This is a genomic window from Kitasatospora sp. NPDC086801 (assembly GCF_044745805.1).
GTDB lineage: Bacteria > Actinomycetota > Actinomycetes > Streptomycetales > Streptomycetaceae > Kitasatospora.
Genome location: NZ_JBIVAX010000026.1, coordinates 1 through 13,901 on the forward strand (window position 1 = coordinate 1; position 13,901 = coordinate 13,901).

Consider the following 13,901-nt stretch of genomic DNA (forward strand, 5'->3'; position numbering starts at 1 on the left):
GGGTGGATCATGCAGCGCCGCCGGTTGGCCCGCGACTACGAGACCCTGCCGACCAGCTCCGAAGCCATGATCCACATCGCATCGATCGACAACCTCACCAAGCGCATAACGGACGAAACCACACCAAGCTGGCGAGGAACCTATTAGGACATAAAGGGCAATCCGTCTACCTCAAACGCCCTCTGAGGCGTCGCTCGTCGCGCGCAAATTATGTAGATCGGTCGGCATATTCTTGCCGGGCCGGGTGGGGGTTGCGGCGCAGGAAGTCGGCGAGATCGACTTCCTGCGCGTGAGGGGAGAGTGCCCGTGCTTGCCGCGAGTTGACTATGTAGACCGACCGTCATATTCGAGCCCATGTCGGGTGGGTGTCGCGCAGGAAGTCGGGCTGGCCGCCTTCCTGCGCGAGGTGGGGGTTTGGCGGGCAGGGGTGAGGGTGGAGGAGGGAATCAGTAGACCGGTCTGCATATTTTCCCCTGACGGGGCCGGGCGGTGCCTGGTCAGTGGGTGCGGTGGTAGGTGGCGAGGGTGGTGAAGGCGGCCTTGGGGTCCCAGGGGAGGTCGGGGTAGGTGGTGCCGGGGTGGTCCTCGTAGACCTTGACGATGCCGTAGCTGGCGAGGTCGAGGTCGTCGCGGGGGTCGGCGTCGGGGCGGTGTACGTGGTCGTAGAGGGCGAAGGTGAAGACGAAGGTGGCGTCGATGCCGCCGGCGTCAAAGGCTTCCAGCAGCTCGCGCAGGTAGGCGGCCTGGCCGGCCTCGTCGCGTTCGTACGCGCCCTTCAGGCGGACGGGGCCCTCGGCGTCGTACTCGACGATGTCCAGGCCGAGCGCGCCCCGGTCGCCCGCGCCGCGGTAGCCGGCGGAGCCGAACTCGGTGATGGCGACGGGCTTTCCCTGTGCGGCCAGGTCGTGGACGCCGTCGGCGAACCGGTCGGCGGTCTCGGCGGAGCGGTAGAGGTCGAGGGAGATGAGGTCGAAGGGCGTCCAGTCGACCCGCTCCAGCGGTACGGCGGCGTAGGTGACGCGCCCGCCGAAGTGTTCGCGGACGGCGGCCACGGCCCGGTCGAGGAACGCATTGACCCGGCCGCTGACCGTCCCGAGGTGTGCACGCACGAGCTCGGGCCGGCTGAGCAGGGCGACGCGTTCGTCCGTGGTGTCGCCGGGCAGGAATCCCGGGTTCATCAGGCTGAGTTCGGCCCCGGCGACGAACACCACCTCGGCCCCGCGCCGCCGCAGCCGTTCCGCGCGCTCGGCGCAGTCGGCGAACAGGGCCAGCAGCTCGTCGGCGGTGAGTTCCAGCGGGTACGGGGAGTACCAGACCTCCAGGCCGAGGCCGGCGGCGAGCCCGGCGGCGAGTTCGATCCGGTCGGGGTCGCCGCCCATGATGCGGACCGCGTTGCAGTGCAGGTCGTCGCGGATGAGGCGCAGTTCGCGTTCGACCTCCTCCGGGTCGAACCGGCTGCGGGAGTACGACCCGTTCTTGACGAATCCGGTGTCGTAGCTGATGCCTTTGGCGCGCACGGTGTCCTGCCTTCCTGGGGGTGGGCAAATACGGTACGGCCAGTACCCTAGTTGGCGCGGGCCGGAGATGACAAGAAGGATGGGGAGGGTGCGGGCGGTATCGACGGTGGTACCGGCGACGGGATCGGACGGGACGAGGACCATGGCCGGGCAGACGCGGCGGCGCGGGGCGGCGCTGGAGGAGGCGATCCTGCAGGCGGCGGTGGCGGAGCTCACCGCGTCCGGATTCGCCGGGCTGACCATGGACAAGGTCGCCGCCCGCGCCGGCACCAACAAGAACGCCCTCTACCGTCGCTGGCCCAACCGGCTGGCCCTCGGCATCGCCGCCTACAAGCAGCTGACCACCGCCGCCGTACCCCCCGACACCGGTGAACTGCGCGGTGACGCCCTGGAGTTGCTCCGTCAGGCGAACCGGCACTGGAGCTCCTCGCTCGGCGCGATCCTGCGCGAGCTCCTGGCCGCCGCCGGCGGCGCGGCGGAGTTCCTGGCGCAGCTCCAGGACCAGTCCGGCGAGGCTGCGGCCGCTCCCTGGCTCACCATCCTGGGGCGCGCGGTCGCCCGTGGCGAAGCGACCCCCGAGGCGCTCCACCCCAGGGTCGCCACGGTGGCGGTGGTACTGCTGCGCAACGAGTTCGTGGTGCGGGGCGTGCCGACCGCGCCCGACGACGTCCTGGTCGAGATCGTGGACGAGGTCTACCTGCCGCTGATCCGGCGCCGTGGGCCGTCGGGCGTCTGAACGGGCGCCCCAGGGCGAAGACCCGGGGTACAGGCCAAGAGCGCAGGGGCCAGAGTGCAGGCCAAGAGCGCAGGCCAAGAGCGCAGGGCCAGAGCGAAGGCCCAGAGCGAAGGCCCCGGAGTGATGCGGGGCCCAGCGGACGGGCGGAGGGCGGCGCGGGCGTCCGGGGTCAGGATCCGCCGAGGTGGCGGGCCTCCAGGTAGACCGTCCGCTCGTTCTGTCCGGGGTCGGCCAGGGCGCTGAAGCGGCTTCCGGTGGAGGTCTTGAAGTCGACGAAGAGGTCGTAGGTCAGGCTCTTGTCGAAGGACCAGCCGAAGGCCCGGGTCTCGGTGTCGGAGTCGAACCCGGTCGCGGCTCCCTGCCCGGGGCTCCAGTGGACGGGGCGGGCCAGGTCCACCGAGTGGTCGGCGAGGAAGCGGTCCACGCAGTCCTTGGGGGCTCGGAAGCTCAGGTTCAGGACCTCTCCGGGGTGCTTCGCCGATCCGTGGAACCCGATCCGTGGAACCCGACGCCCTGAAGGTCGCACGCGGGCAGGCCCAGCCCGAACGCCTTCGTCACCCTTTCGAGGGTCTGCCCCTTCGGGCTGCCCGGGTACGCCCTCGGATCCGGGTCCGCGGCCGCGCAGCCGGCCGCCAGGGCGGCGACGGCGGTCGCGGCCGTAACCAGCGCGGCCGCGCGTCGCGCCGGCCGGGATCCGAACGGCCGTGCTGTGCCTCGCCCTTGCATGAACGTCCCCTCCCCGGGCGGGCGCCGTTCCGCAGGGAGCGCCCCACGGGGCGGCACCGAAGGCGGACCGGGCGATCAACCGGCTCGGGCGGCGTCGGGCCGCGGCCGCCGGAGGTGTGGCCCGCGTCCTAACCGTTCCCGGCGACCAGGGAGTTGGTGAGCCGGTCGGCGACGGTCGCGTCGAGGGGGGCGTGGCCGAGGAGGAAGCGGTACCAGAAGACGCCGTAGATCTGGTCGACGATCAGGTCGAGGTCGGTGTCGTCGGCGAGTTCGCCGCGGTCGCGGCCGCGGGTGAGGAGGTCGCGCAGCGCGGTGCGGCGGGTGGCGGTGAAGGTCTGCATGAGGTCGGCGAGGTGGGGGTCGCGGGCGGCTTCGCGGACGAGGGTGCGCAGGGCGGGGGCGGTGGTGTCGTGTTGGGCGCCGTCGAAGGTGGTGGCGATGAAGGCGCGGAGGTCGGTGCGCAGGGTGCCGGTGTCGGGTCCGGGGACGTCCTGGTCGGCGCGGTCGGTGAGGGCGTCGAGCAGGACGGCGCCCTTGGAGGGCCACCAGCGGTAGACGGTCTGCTTGCCGACGCCGGCGGTGCGGGCGATGGCGTCGATGGTGACGGGGGTGCCGTCGGACTCGGCGAGCAGGTGCAGCGCGGCGTCGAGGATCGCTTGGTGGGCGGCCTCGTTGCGGCGGCGTCCGGTGTGCGGGCGGGCTTCGGTCATCGTGCTCCCTTTCTCTGCCCCCGCTTGACAAGACTAGCAGTCTCGGTAAAATTATTACCGGAACTAGCGGTCTCGACAACATGAAGGACACGCCATCATGAGCACCACGTCAAACCTCTTCACCGGACAGCGCGTCGTCGTGATGGGCGGCAGCTCGGGCATCGGTGAGGCCGCGGCCACCGCGTTCGCCGCGGACGGCGCCGAGGTCGTGATCACCGGCCGCGGCCGGGACCGTCTGGACGCCGCCGTCGCCCGGATCGGCGGCAAGACCACCGGCCACCAGCTGGACGCGGCCGACCCCGAGGCCGTCGCGGCCTTCTTCGCCCAGTCCGGCACCGTCGACCACCTGGTCGTCGCGGTCAGCGGCGCGGCCGGTGGCGGCCCGTTCGCCCAGCTCGACCTGGCCGACCTCGCCACCGGGTTCGACGCCAAGTTCTGGCCGCAGGTCCGCGTCCTGCACGCGGCCCTGCCGCACCTGCGGTCGGACGGATCCGTCACGCTGATCACCGCCGCCTCCGCCCGCGCCGCCATCCCCGGCACCGCCGGACTCGCCGCCATCAACGGCGCGCTGGAGGCGATGGTCCCGCCGCTGGCCGTCGAACTCGCCCCGCTGCGGATCAACGCCGTCTCGCCCGGCGTCATCGACACCCCGTGGTGGGACCGCGTCCCGGCCGAGCAGCGGACGGCGCTGTTCGACGGCCTCGCCGCCACCACCCCGGTCGGCCGGGTCGGCCGGGCCGAGGACGTCGCGCAGGCGATCCACCTGCTGGCCGCCAACACCTTCGTGACGGGCGTGGTGTTCGACTGCACGGGCGGGGCCAACCTGCCCACCGGGCGCTGATCCAGGGCGGGTTGACCGCGCTGTCACAGGCCGCGCGTACGGTACGGGCGTGAACGTTCCCGAGCTGATCCCCATCAGGTACGAGCCCGACTACCGCACCCGCACCATCGGCCGCTGGCGGGGCGGCCAGTTCTTCGCCTCGGTCACGGGGGCGATCGGTCGGCCGGAGTGCTTCGCCGTGCTGCACCGCTTCGACGCCGCCGGTCGGCACCTCGACTCGCGCATCCGGTCCACCGCCGCGGCCGAGGACGCCCGCCACCTGGTGGCGGAGTGGCTGGACGCCCTGCCCGGCCGCGCGTACGGGGACATCGCCATCGCGCCGTTCGCCGTACGGGTCGAGGGCGAGCTGTTCGGGCTGGTCCGCGAAGAAAGCGAGGAGGATGACGGGGAGGAGGGCGAGGACGACGGGATCTGCTTCGAGCTCTACCCCGACGGCCTCGGCTTCCACGCCCCGTGGGACGGCTGCTACGACACCTGAGCCGCCGTCACCGTCGCCGTCACCAGCCCGCCTCCTGGTAGTCCTTGAGGAACACCCCCGACACCGGGTCGCCCGCCTCGCCCCGGACGATGGGGTCGTAGACGCGGGCCGCGCCGTCGACGATGTCGAGCGGGGTGCGGAAGCCCTGGGCGGCGAGGTGGGCCTTCTTGGGGGCCGGGTTCTCGTCGGTGATCCAGCCGGTGTCGACGGCGCACATGTGGACGCCCTGGGAGGCGAGTTCGGCGGCGCTGGTGCGGGTGAGCATGTTGAGGGCCGCCTTGGCCATGTTGGTGTGCGGGTGGCGGGAGGTCTTGTTGCGGACGGCGAAACGGCCTTCCACGGCGGTCACGTTGACGATGTAGCGGGCCGGGTGCGGGGAGGCGAGCAGCAGGGGGAGCAGGCGGTCGCACAAGAGGGTGGGGGCGAGGGCGTTGACGAGCTGGGTCTCCAACACCTCCGCCGGGTCGAGGGCGCCGAGGCGGGCGGACCAGGAGTTGGCGGGTGAGAGGTCGGGCAGCAGACCGGCCTCGTCGCGGAGACCGGGGAGGCTCGGGAGACCGGCCTCGTCGCGGAGACCGGGAAGATCGAGCAGTGAGCCCGCGTCCGAGGGGAGTTGGGCGATCCCGGAGAGCGGCCGGAAGCCGGGGGCGCGGGTGACGGCCCGCCGGTCGGCGGTGGGCAGGCCGGTGCGCTCGCCGGCGGCCAGGTGGGTGTAGGACTCGGGTGGGCGGCGCAGGGTCTGGGCGGCGTTGTTGACGAGGATGTCGAGTGGCCGGCCGTCGGCATGCAACTGCTCGGTGAGGCCGAGGACTTGGCGCGGATCGCGGAGGTCGATGCCGACGACGGTGAGGCGGTCCCACCAGCACGCGCTGCCGTCGGCCGCGCGGAAGCGGCGGACGGCGTCGTGCGGGAACCGGCTGGTGACGGTGAGGTCGGCCCCGTCGCGGAGCATCATCAGGGCGAGCTGGAAGCCGATCTTCACGCGCCCGCCGGTGAGCAGGGCGCGGCGGCCGCGCAGGTCGGTGGTGAGGGCCCGCCGGGTGGCGTTGTCGGCGGCGCAGCCGGGGCAGAGCAGGTGGTAGAAGCCGTCGACCAGGCGGTAGGGCTGCTTGCAGACGTAGCACTTGCGCGGTGTGCGCAGTTCGCCGACGGGTGGGCCGGCGGGGGCGAGCGGGGTGTCCTCGCGGCGGTCGCGGGCGCCGGTGGCGGTGGTGGCGAGCAGGTCGGCGTCGGCCTGCCGGTCGGCGTGCTTGGCCTCCTGGCGGCGGCGCTTGCGGCTCTCCGCGACGAAGGAGCTGAGCTGCCGTTCGGCGTGCAGGCGGGTGCGGTCGTGGGCCGGGAGGGCGCGCAGGCGGCCGAGGGTGCGGCTGAATGCGGCGAGTTCCTCGGCGGTGAGGCCGGCGGCGCAGGCGGCTTCGGTGGCCGCCGTGATGGTGATGCGCTGGTTCTCGTCGTTCCGGACCGTCGTGCCGGTCATGTCCGCTCCCTCGTGCCGTGCAGGTGGGAGGGACTGTAGTGGACGGTCCGGGACGATGAGATGCCAATTTCCGCTGGTGCGCGGCCGCAACCGGGGTCGGCGGTGCGGGGGGCCCGGGGGTGCCGACGGCCTCCCGGGACCGCCGGTACCCCGACCGCCGAAGCGGGGCGGCCCGCGTGACGTGGTCAGCCCGCGTACTGGGCGAAGATCTTCGCGAACTCGTACGGCTGCTGCGGGATGTTGGTGCACTTGGAGAGCGAGCCGCCGGTGCAGGCGTTGGCGTCGCGGGTGGCGTCCCAGAAGGCGAGCAGGCCGATTTGGTTCTGCCGGGCGAAGGTCACCAACTGCTGGGCGGCGGCCTGGTTGTAGATCTGGTGGTCGTCGTTCTCGCCGATCATCGGGGTGACGCCGACCATGGCCCACAGCTGGGCGTCGGTCTTCGCCGGGTAGAGCGCCTTGAGCTGGCCGAACAGGGCCTGGGCGGCCTGCACGGCGGCGTTGCCGTAGTCGGTGCCGGTCCGGTAGTAGTCCATCGCCATGATGTTCACCAGGTCGACGGCGACCCCGGCGTCACGGGCGGACTTGACGATGGCGACGCCCTCGGCGGTCAGGCCCTCGGGCAGGACGGGCAGGGTGAAGGAGACCTTGAGGCCGGGGTGGGCCTGCTGGAGTTTGGCGAGCGCGGCGGAGCGGCGGTCGTTGGAGGCGGTGTCGGCGATGGCCGCGCCCTCGATGTCGAAGTCGACGTAGCGCAGGTTGTAGGCGTTGACCACGGCGTCGTACTCGGCGAACAGTGAGTCCACGCTGGTGCAGGCGGCGGCGAGTTCGGTGCCGCTGGCACCGCCGAAGGAGAGCTTGACGTCGCCGCCTGCCGCGCGCAGTGCGTCGATCTGGTCCTTGGCCCAGCCGGTGCGCGGGTCGTAGGCGTTGAACCAGCTGGCCTTGCAGCCGACGCCGGTGACGAAGCCCATGGTGTAGGCCTTGAGGTTGCCGGACTTGGCCATGTCGGGCATGGACGGGGTGGGCCAGGCGCCCATGTCGATGTAGGGCGCGACGGGTACGGCGACGTTCGGCGGCGGGGTGCTCGGGCCGCCGGTGGGCGTGCCGGTGGGACCGCCGGTCGGGGTGCCCGAAGTGGGCGGCGGGGTGGTGGGGTTGCCGCCGCCGGGGCCGGTGAGCGTGATGTCGTCGGCGAGGTAGGCGCCCTGCCCGTACCAGCCGTGCAGGTAGACGGTGACGCTGGTGGTGGCCGGGCCGGTGGTGAAACTGGTGGACAGCTGCTGCCAGTTGGCGCCGCCCGGCGTCCAGGCGGCCGGGTCGGTGACGCCGCTGCCGGTGGCGCCCAGGTAGACGTACTGGCCCTGCACCCAGGCGCTGAGGTCGTACGTGGTGTTGGGCTGGACGCTGACGGTCTGGCCGCACTGCGCGGTGTCGCTCGCGCTCACCGCCCCCTTGAGCGCGTAGCTGCCGCTGTGCGCGCCGGAGTTGACGACGCTGCCGGTTCCGCCGGAACAGCTCCAGGGGCCGAGCGAGCCGCTCTCCAGGCCGGGGTTGGCGAGCAGGTTGCCGTCGGCGGCGCCGGCGTTCCCGGCGATCGCGGCGAGGCCGCCGGCGGCGAGCGCGGTGGCGGCGGCGAGGCTCAGCAGCTTGGTGCGGCCGGCGGGGCGGCGGTGCGTGGGGGCGGGCTGGGGCACGCTGGGCATGGGGGTGCCTCTCGGGACGTGGGGCCGCCCGCGCCGCGAAGGGGGAAACGCGGGGCGGGCGGCAGCATGGGGGCTGGTCCGGTGCGGGGGAGGAGCGCGGTGCTGAGCATCAAACTGGACTAGACCAGCTGTGCACGTCAAGCACTTCCGGGGCATCGGGAGCCCACCGTGGGAAGGTTTTAGGAACGGTTTAAGGCGGGCGGGCCCGCCACCGTGCACCCGCTTCCCGTTGATCGCGAACGCGTCCGAGCCTGCGGGCAACGAGCCTGCGGGCAACGAGTCCGCGGTTCAGCGGATCACCCGCAACACGGCTTGCACTCCTTGACCTGGACGTCGTCCACGACCGGGCCGGCCGCGCCCGCGTTGGTGCTGGCGAAGGTCAGCGTGGTGGAGGCGTTCTGCGCGACGAAGCTCAACTGGTGTCCCACGTAACCCATGTTGGTCGGCGTCTTGCCGGTGATGTCGAAGGAGAAGTCCTGGAAGTCCTGGCCGTCGACGAGCACCCGGCCGGTCTTCAGGGCCGGGGCGGCCGACGGGTTGCCGGCCAGCGCGTACGTCACGGAGTAGGTGGCGCCCGGGACGGTGGTGAAGGTCTGGGCGACGGCGCCGGTGGTGGCGCCGTTGAGGTCCACCGACTGGTCGCCCTCGGCGGCCTGCCAGAAGCCGGCGCCGATCAGGTCGACGCTGCCGCTGGTGACCTTCCACGGGCCGATGGTCTGCCCGGCGGTGAGCTCGGTGAAGCTGTTCGCCGGGATCTTGGGCGACTCGAAGCTCCCGTCGTCGAAGCGGCTGAGGGCGCGGTGGCCGCCGGCGGCCTGCGCCGGGACGGTGACGGCGGTGGCGGCGGACACGATCAGGGCGACGGCGGCGAGGCGGGTGCGCGAGAACGTCATGGGTTCCTCCCCAACGGGATACCAGTGGATGAGCCGATGATCGGCTGTGCACAGAGGGTCTGCCGTCGCGGTGAGCCCTGCCTAGACCGGACGGATGGCGCCCGGTGGTGCGGAGATCCCGCCCATGGGCTCCCGCACGCCGGTTTGACGGGTGATCACCCGGTACCGGCCCTGCGTCGGCCCTGCGCGTGCCCGGCGGCGAGCCATGGTGTGAACGCACAGCTCAGACGGCCGTGTCCCCACGCGTGGTGGTGAAGTCCGACGTGCGCGCTCCGCCTGCGCCTCGGGCGCATCCCACCCTAGGGTGAGCCGATGGCCACTCATATGATCAGCGGCCCCTTGGGTGGTCCGCGGATCTGCTTCCTCGGCGACGGGATCCGGCGCGCGCCCGGATGGGCTTGACCTTGAGTGCACTCCAAGGTGAAAGCTGGACGCGTTGATCCACCGCACCACCCCGCGAGCGGGCAAGCACACCACCACGATCGGAGCACCGTCATGCGCAACGCCACGTTCGGTACCAGCGGCCCGGAGACCGGCGTCATCGGCCTCGGCTGCATGGGGATGACCTGGGCCTACGACGTGCAGAACCGGGACGACGAGAACTCCGTCCGGGTGATCCGGCAGGCGCTGGACCTCGGCGTCACCCTGATCGACACCGCCGACATGTACGGCCCGTACACCAACGAGGAGGTGGTCGGCGCCGCGCTGGCCGGCCCGTACCGGGAGCGCGCCTTCCTCGCCACCAAGGTCGGCATCGTCCCGGGCGGGACCGGCCAGTCGGCGGCCCGCGACGGCAGCCCCGAGCACGTGCGCCGCTCGATCGACGAGAGCCTGCGCCGCCTCGGCACCGACCACGTCGACCTCTACCAGTTGCACCGGGTCGACCCGGCCGTCCCGATCGAGGAGACCTGGGGGGCCCTCGCCGAGACCGTCGCGGCCGGCAAGGCCCGCCGGATCGGGCTCTCCGAGGTGACCGTCGAGGAGATCAAGCGGGCCCAGTCGGTGCACCCGGTGGCGTCCGTGCAGTCCGAACTCTCGCTCTGGACGAGGGACGCGCTGGCCGAGGTGCTGCCGTACACCGAGGAGCAGGGCATCGCCTTCCTGCCGTTCTCGCCGCTCGGCCGGGGCTTCCTGACCGGCAGCATCGCCTCCTTCGACGAGCTGCCCGCGGACGACTTCCGCCGCCGGCTGCCGCGCTTCCAGCAGGACGCGCTGAAGGCGAACCTGGCGCTGGTCGGCAGCGTCAAGGAGGTCGCCGAGCGGGTCGGCGCGACGCCCGCGCAGGTGGCGCTGGCCTGGGTGCTGGCGCAGGGCCGGTACGTCTTCCCGATCCCGGGCACCAAGACGCCGCGCTACCTGGTGGACAACGCTGGCGCGGCCGAGCTCGTGCTCTCGGCGGCCGACCTGGCCGACCTGGACGCGCTGCCGACGCCGACCGGCGAGCGCTACTGAGCGGCGCGGGCCGCCCGGTCCCCCTGCCCGGAACGCCGCCCTGGCCCGGAACGCCGCCCTGACCCGGAGTGCCGCCCTGGCCCGGAATGCAGCCCCCGGCCCGGATACAGCCCCCGGCCCGGAACGCCGTCAGGCCTCCCTGACCCAGATCAGCTGCCGTCCGGTCTCGGCGGGAGCCCGGACGGCGGCCTCGGCGACCCGGTCGAGCCGGTAGCCGAGCTTGCGCGGGACGGCCGCGCTGGCGCCGTTCGCCTCGTCGCAGTGGATCTCCACCCGTGCGATGCCGGGCAGCGCCAGCGCGGCCTCGGTGAGCGCCCCGGCCGTGGTGGTGGCGATGCCGCGACCGGCGTGCCGGGCGGCGACCCAGTAGCCGATCTCCAGCGCGCCGGGGCCGATCCGGCCGTGCAGGCCGAGGGCGCCGACCACGCCGCCGGGTTCGGCGTCCAGGCCGACCAGGTACATGAAGTCGGTGCCGGCCTCCCAGGCGAGGGAGCCGGCCCGGGTCAGCCCGGCGGTCTGCGCCCGGGTGGGGGGTTCGGCCGCCCACTCCATCCAGGGCCGCAGGTGGTCCAGGTTGGCGCGGACGGCCTTGTTGAGCGCCACCGCGTGCATGCTGCGGCGGCGCAGCAGCGAGATCCCGCCGGGCAGCCGCAGTTCCTCGGGCGGCCGCCCGGTGGTGACGGCGGTGGGTCCGGGCACGTGGAGCGGGGTGGGCGGGTACTTGCAGGACCGTGACTGCGGGTGGCTCATGACCGCGATTATGTCCTTGGCCGGGACCTGTCACCACGGAATTCCGGGTGGCTCCCCCGCAGGCCCCATCACACCCCGGCGCACCCGGGCGTACCCCGGAGCACCCGGGCGCGCACGCCCGGCGGGTCAGAGCCGGACCAGCACCTCGTCCAGGTCCTTGCGCCGCAGATCCGGTACCCGCGCCCCCTCGGCGGGGTAGCCGACCGGGATGACGTACGCGGCGCGCTCCTCCGGCGGGCGCTCGCAGACCTCGTTGAGGAACTTCATCGGGCTCGGCGTGTGGGTCAGCGTCGCCAGCCCGGCCTGGTGCAGCGAGGCCAGCAGCAGTCCGACCGCGATCCCCACCGACTCCTTGGTGTAGTACGGGCGCGGCGAATCGGGCCCCTTGTGCACCTCGAACACCACGATCACCGCCGGCGCGTCCTCCAGGAACGGCTTGTGCCAGTCGGTGCCGATCGGCGCCAGCGCGGCCAGCCACTCCTCCGACGCCCGGTGCGCGTAGAACTCGCGCTCCTCGGCCTCGGCGGCCTCGCGCAGCCGCCGCTTGCGCTCCGGGTCGGTGATCACCACGAACCGCCAGGGCTGGACGTGCGCGCCGCTGGGCGCGGTGTTGGCGGTCCGGACCGCCCACTCGACGACCCCGTCCGGGATCGGGCGGGTCGCGTAGTCGCGGACGGTCCGGCGCTGCGCCATCACGTCGTGAAAGGACCTGCTGCGGGCCTCGGCCTCGTGGGCCGGCACCGTCATCGGGGTGAGGGGGACGGTCGGGTAGGGCGTCCCTGCCACTGCACTGTCAACCATGGCCGACAGCACAGCACATGACGGCCGCGCCGGGAAGAGGTCGAGACCAATCCGCAGATCAGGTCCGTCCTGCCGGTCCGCCCCGCCTGATGCCGCCTGGCCGGTCCGCCCTGCCGGGCCGTCTCGCAGGGGCAGCCCGGCAGGACCGCTCTACAGCTCGTGCACCCGCCCGTCCCGGACCTCGATCCGCCGGTTCACCGTGACGGTGTCCAGCATCCGCCGGTCGTGGGTGACCAGCAGCAGGGTCCCGGTGTACGAGCCGAGCGCCGCCTCCAACTGCTCGATCGCGGGCAGGTCCAGGTGGTTGGTGGGCTCGTCCAGCACCAGCAGGTTGACCCCGCGCGCCTGGAGCAGCGCCAGCGCGGCCCTGGTGCGCTCGCCGGGGGAGAGGGTGCCGGCCGGGCGCTTCACGTGCACCGCCTTGAGGCCGAACTTGGCCAGCAGGGTGCGCACCTCCTCCGGCGTGAGCTCCGGTACGGCGGCGGCGAAGGCGTCCGACAGCGGCTCGCCGCCGAGGAACAGCCCGCGCGCCTGGTCCACCTCGCCGACCACCACGCCGGAGCCCAACGAGGCGCTGCCGCCGTCGAGTTCGAGCCGGCCGAGCAGGGCGGCCAGCAGGGTGGACTTGCCCGCGCCGTTGGCGCCGGTGATGGCGACCCGGTCCGCCCAGTCGATCTGCAGGTCCACCGGGCCGAAGGCGAAGTCGCCGCGGCGGGCGACGGCCGCGCGCAGGGTGGCGACCACCGAGCCGGAGCGCGGCGCGGTGGCGATCTCCATCCGCAGCTCCCACTCCTTGCGCGGCTCCTCGACCACGTCCAGCCGCTCGATCATCCGCTGGGTCTGCCGGGCCTTCGAGGCCTGCTTCTCGGTGGACTCGGCGCGCTGGGCCTTTCCGATCTTGTCGTTGTCGGAGGACTTGCGGCGGGCGTTGCGCACGCCGTGCTCCATCCAGCCGCGCTGCATCCGGGCCCGCGCCTCCAGCCCGGCCTTGGTGTCGGCGTAATCGTCGTACTCCTCGCGGGCGTGCCGGCGGGCCACCGCGCGCTCCTCCAGGTACGCCTCGTAGCCGCCGCCGTACAGGTTGACCTGCTGCTGGTGCAGGTCCAGCTCGAGCACCTTGGTGACGGTGCGGGCCAGGAACTCGCGGTCGTGGCTGATCAGCACGGTGCCCGCGCGCAGGCCCTTGACGAAGGCCTCCAGCCGCTCCAGGCCGTCCAGGTCGAGGTCGTTGGTGGGCTCGTCGAGCAGGAAGACGTCGTAGCGGGAGAGGAGCAGCGAGGCGAGGCCGGCCCGGGCGGCCTGGCCGCCGGACAGCGCCGTCATCGGCAGGTCGAGCGAGACCTTCAGGCCGAGCGAGTCGGCGACCTCCTCGGCGCGTTCCTCCAGGTCGGCGCCGCCGAGCTCCAGCCAGCGGTCCAGGCTCGACGCGTACGCGTCGTCGGCGCCCGGGCGGCCCTCGACCAGGCCCTCGGTGGCCTCGTCCAGTGCGGTCTGCGCGGCCGCCACGCCCGTGCGGCGGGCCAGGAAGTCGCGCACCGACTCGCCCTCGCGCCGCTCCGGCTCCTGTGGCAGGTGGCCGATGTTGGCGGTCGCCGGGCTGAGCCGCAGCGAGCCGCCCTCGGGGGTGTCCAGCCCGGCCAGCAGCCGCAGCAGCGTCGACTTGCCGGCGCCGTTCACGCCGACCAGGCCGATTACGTCACCGGGGGCGACGACCAGGTCCAGGCCGGAGAAGAGGGTGCGTTCGCCGTGGCCGGCGGCGAGGTCCTTGACTACGAGTGTGGCGCTCATGATGAGCCCGATTGTAGGAGGAGCGGGCC

13 protein-coding genes and 1 pseudogene are annotated in these 13,901 nt (G+C 72.8%); 5 read left to right on the top strand and 9 right to left on the bottom strand.

What is annotated here, in order from left to right:
- Window positions 1-147 (top strand): annotated as a pseudogene (locus ACIPLC_RS24490) (IS5/IS1182 family transposase); the annotation flags it as partial.
- Between the two features lie 350 nt (window positions 148-497).
- Here the strand turns inward: ACIPLC_RS24490 and ACIPLC_RS24495 are convergent.
- Complete coding sequence (locus ACIPLC_RS24495) at window positions 498-1,517, bottom strand: hypothetical protein (protein ID WP_400475147.1); 1,020 nt, start codon at window positions 1,515-1,517, stop codon at window positions 498-500.
- 142 nt (window positions 1,518-1,659) lie between these two features.
- Here ACIPLC_RS24495 and ACIPLC_RS24500 point away from each other — a divergent pair, with 142 nt between their 5' ends.
- The gene (locus tag ACIPLC_RS24500) at window positions 1,660-2,253 is read left to right on the top strand and encodes a TetR/AcrR family transcriptional regulator (protein WP_400475148.1); all 594 of its coding nucleotides are present in this window, start codon (window positions 1,660-1,662) and stop codon (window positions 2,251-2,253) included.
- 169 nt (window positions 2,254-2,422) lie between these two features.
- Here the strand turns inward: ACIPLC_RS24500 and ACIPLC_RS24505 are convergent, their stop codons facing one another.
- Both ACIPLC_RS24505 and ACIPLC_RS24510 read right to left on the bottom strand, forming a co-directional pair.
- Window positions 2,423-2,677 carry a hypothetical protein gene (locus tag ACIPLC_RS24505; RefSeq protein WP_400475149.1) on the bottom strand — a complete coding sequence of 85 codons (255 nt, stop codon included), beginning with the start codon at window positions 2,675-2,677 and terminating at the stop codon, window positions 2,423-2,425.
- A 430-nt stretch (window positions 2,678-3,107) separates the two neighbouring features.
- On the bottom strand, window positions 3,108-3,689 hold the full coding sequence (locus tag ACIPLC_RS24510) for a TetR/AcrR family transcriptional regulator (RefSeq protein WP_400475150.1): 582 nt from the start codon (window positions 3,687-3,689) through the stop codon (window positions 3,108-3,110).
- 97 nt (window positions 3,690-3,786) lie between these two features.
- Between ACIPLC_RS24510 and ACIPLC_RS24515 the strand changes: the two genes are divergently transcribed.
- A complete protein-coding gene (locus ACIPLC_RS24515; protein ID WP_400475151.1) occupies window positions 3,787-4,530 on the top strand; it encodes an SDR family oxidoreductase in 744 nt (247 codons plus the stop codon).
- 49 nt (window positions 4,531-4,579) lie between these two features.
- The gene (locus ACIPLC_RS24520) at window positions 4,580-5,008 is read left to right on the top strand and encodes a hypothetical protein (RefSeq protein WP_400475152.1); all 429 of its coding nucleotides are present in this window, start codon (window positions 4,580-4,582) and stop codon (window positions 5,006-5,008) included.
- Window positions 5,009-5,027: 19 nt separating this feature from the next.
- On the opposite strand, the gene ACIPLC_RS24525 is transcribed toward ACIPLC_RS24520, so the two are convergent.
- The 3 genes from ACIPLC_RS24525 to ACIPLC_RS24535 form a co-directional block, all read right to left on the bottom strand.
- Window positions 5,028-6,485, bottom strand: a complete 1,458-nt coding sequence (locus tag ACIPLC_RS24525) for an SDR family oxidoreductase (RefSeq protein WP_400475153.1) — start codon at window positions 6,483-6,485, stop codon at window positions 5,028-5,030.
- A 185-nt stretch (window positions 6,486-6,670) separates the two neighbouring features.
- Entirely contained in the window at window positions 6,671-8,188 is a 1,518-nt protein-coding gene (locus ACIPLC_RS24530; RefSeq protein WP_400475154.1) for a carbohydrate binding domain-containing protein, read from the bottom strand.
- Window positions 8,189-8,484: 296 nt separating this feature from the next.
- A complete protein-coding gene (locus ACIPLC_RS24535) occupies window positions 8,485-9,081 on the bottom strand; it encodes a choice-of-anchor C family protein (protein ID WP_400475155.1) in 597 nt (198 codons plus the stop codon).
- Between the two features lie 495 nt (window positions 9,082-9,576).
- Between ACIPLC_RS24535 and ACIPLC_RS24540 the strand changes: the two genes are divergently transcribed.
- Window positions 9,577-10,533, top strand: a complete 957-nt coding sequence (locus tag ACIPLC_RS24540; protein ID WP_400475156.1) for an aldo/keto reductase — start codon at window positions 9,577-9,579, stop codon at window positions 10,531-10,533.
- A gap of 129 nt (window positions 10,534-10,662) precedes the next feature.
- Here the strand turns inward: ACIPLC_RS24540 and ACIPLC_RS24545 are convergent, their stop codons facing one another.
- From ACIPLC_RS24545 to ACIPLC_RS24555, 3 genes are all read right to left on the bottom strand, one after another.
- Entirely contained in the window at window positions 10,663-11,283 is a 621-nt protein-coding gene (locus ACIPLC_RS24545; RefSeq protein WP_400475157.1) for a GNAT family N-acetyltransferase, read from the bottom strand.
- Window positions 11,284-11,409: 126 nt separating this feature from the next.
- On the bottom strand, window positions 11,410-12,084 hold the full coding sequence (locus tag ACIPLC_RS24550) for a nitroreductase family protein (RefSeq protein WP_400475158.1): 675 nt from the start codon (window positions 12,082-12,084) through the stop codon (window positions 11,410-11,412).
- 150 nt (window positions 12,085-12,234) lie between these two features.
- A complete protein-coding gene (locus ACIPLC_RS24555) occupies window positions 12,235-13,872 on the bottom strand; it encodes an ABC-F family ATP-binding cassette domain-containing protein (protein ID WP_400475159.1) in 1,638 nt (545 codons plus the stop codon).
- Window positions 13,873-13,901: the final 29 nt, after the last annotated feature.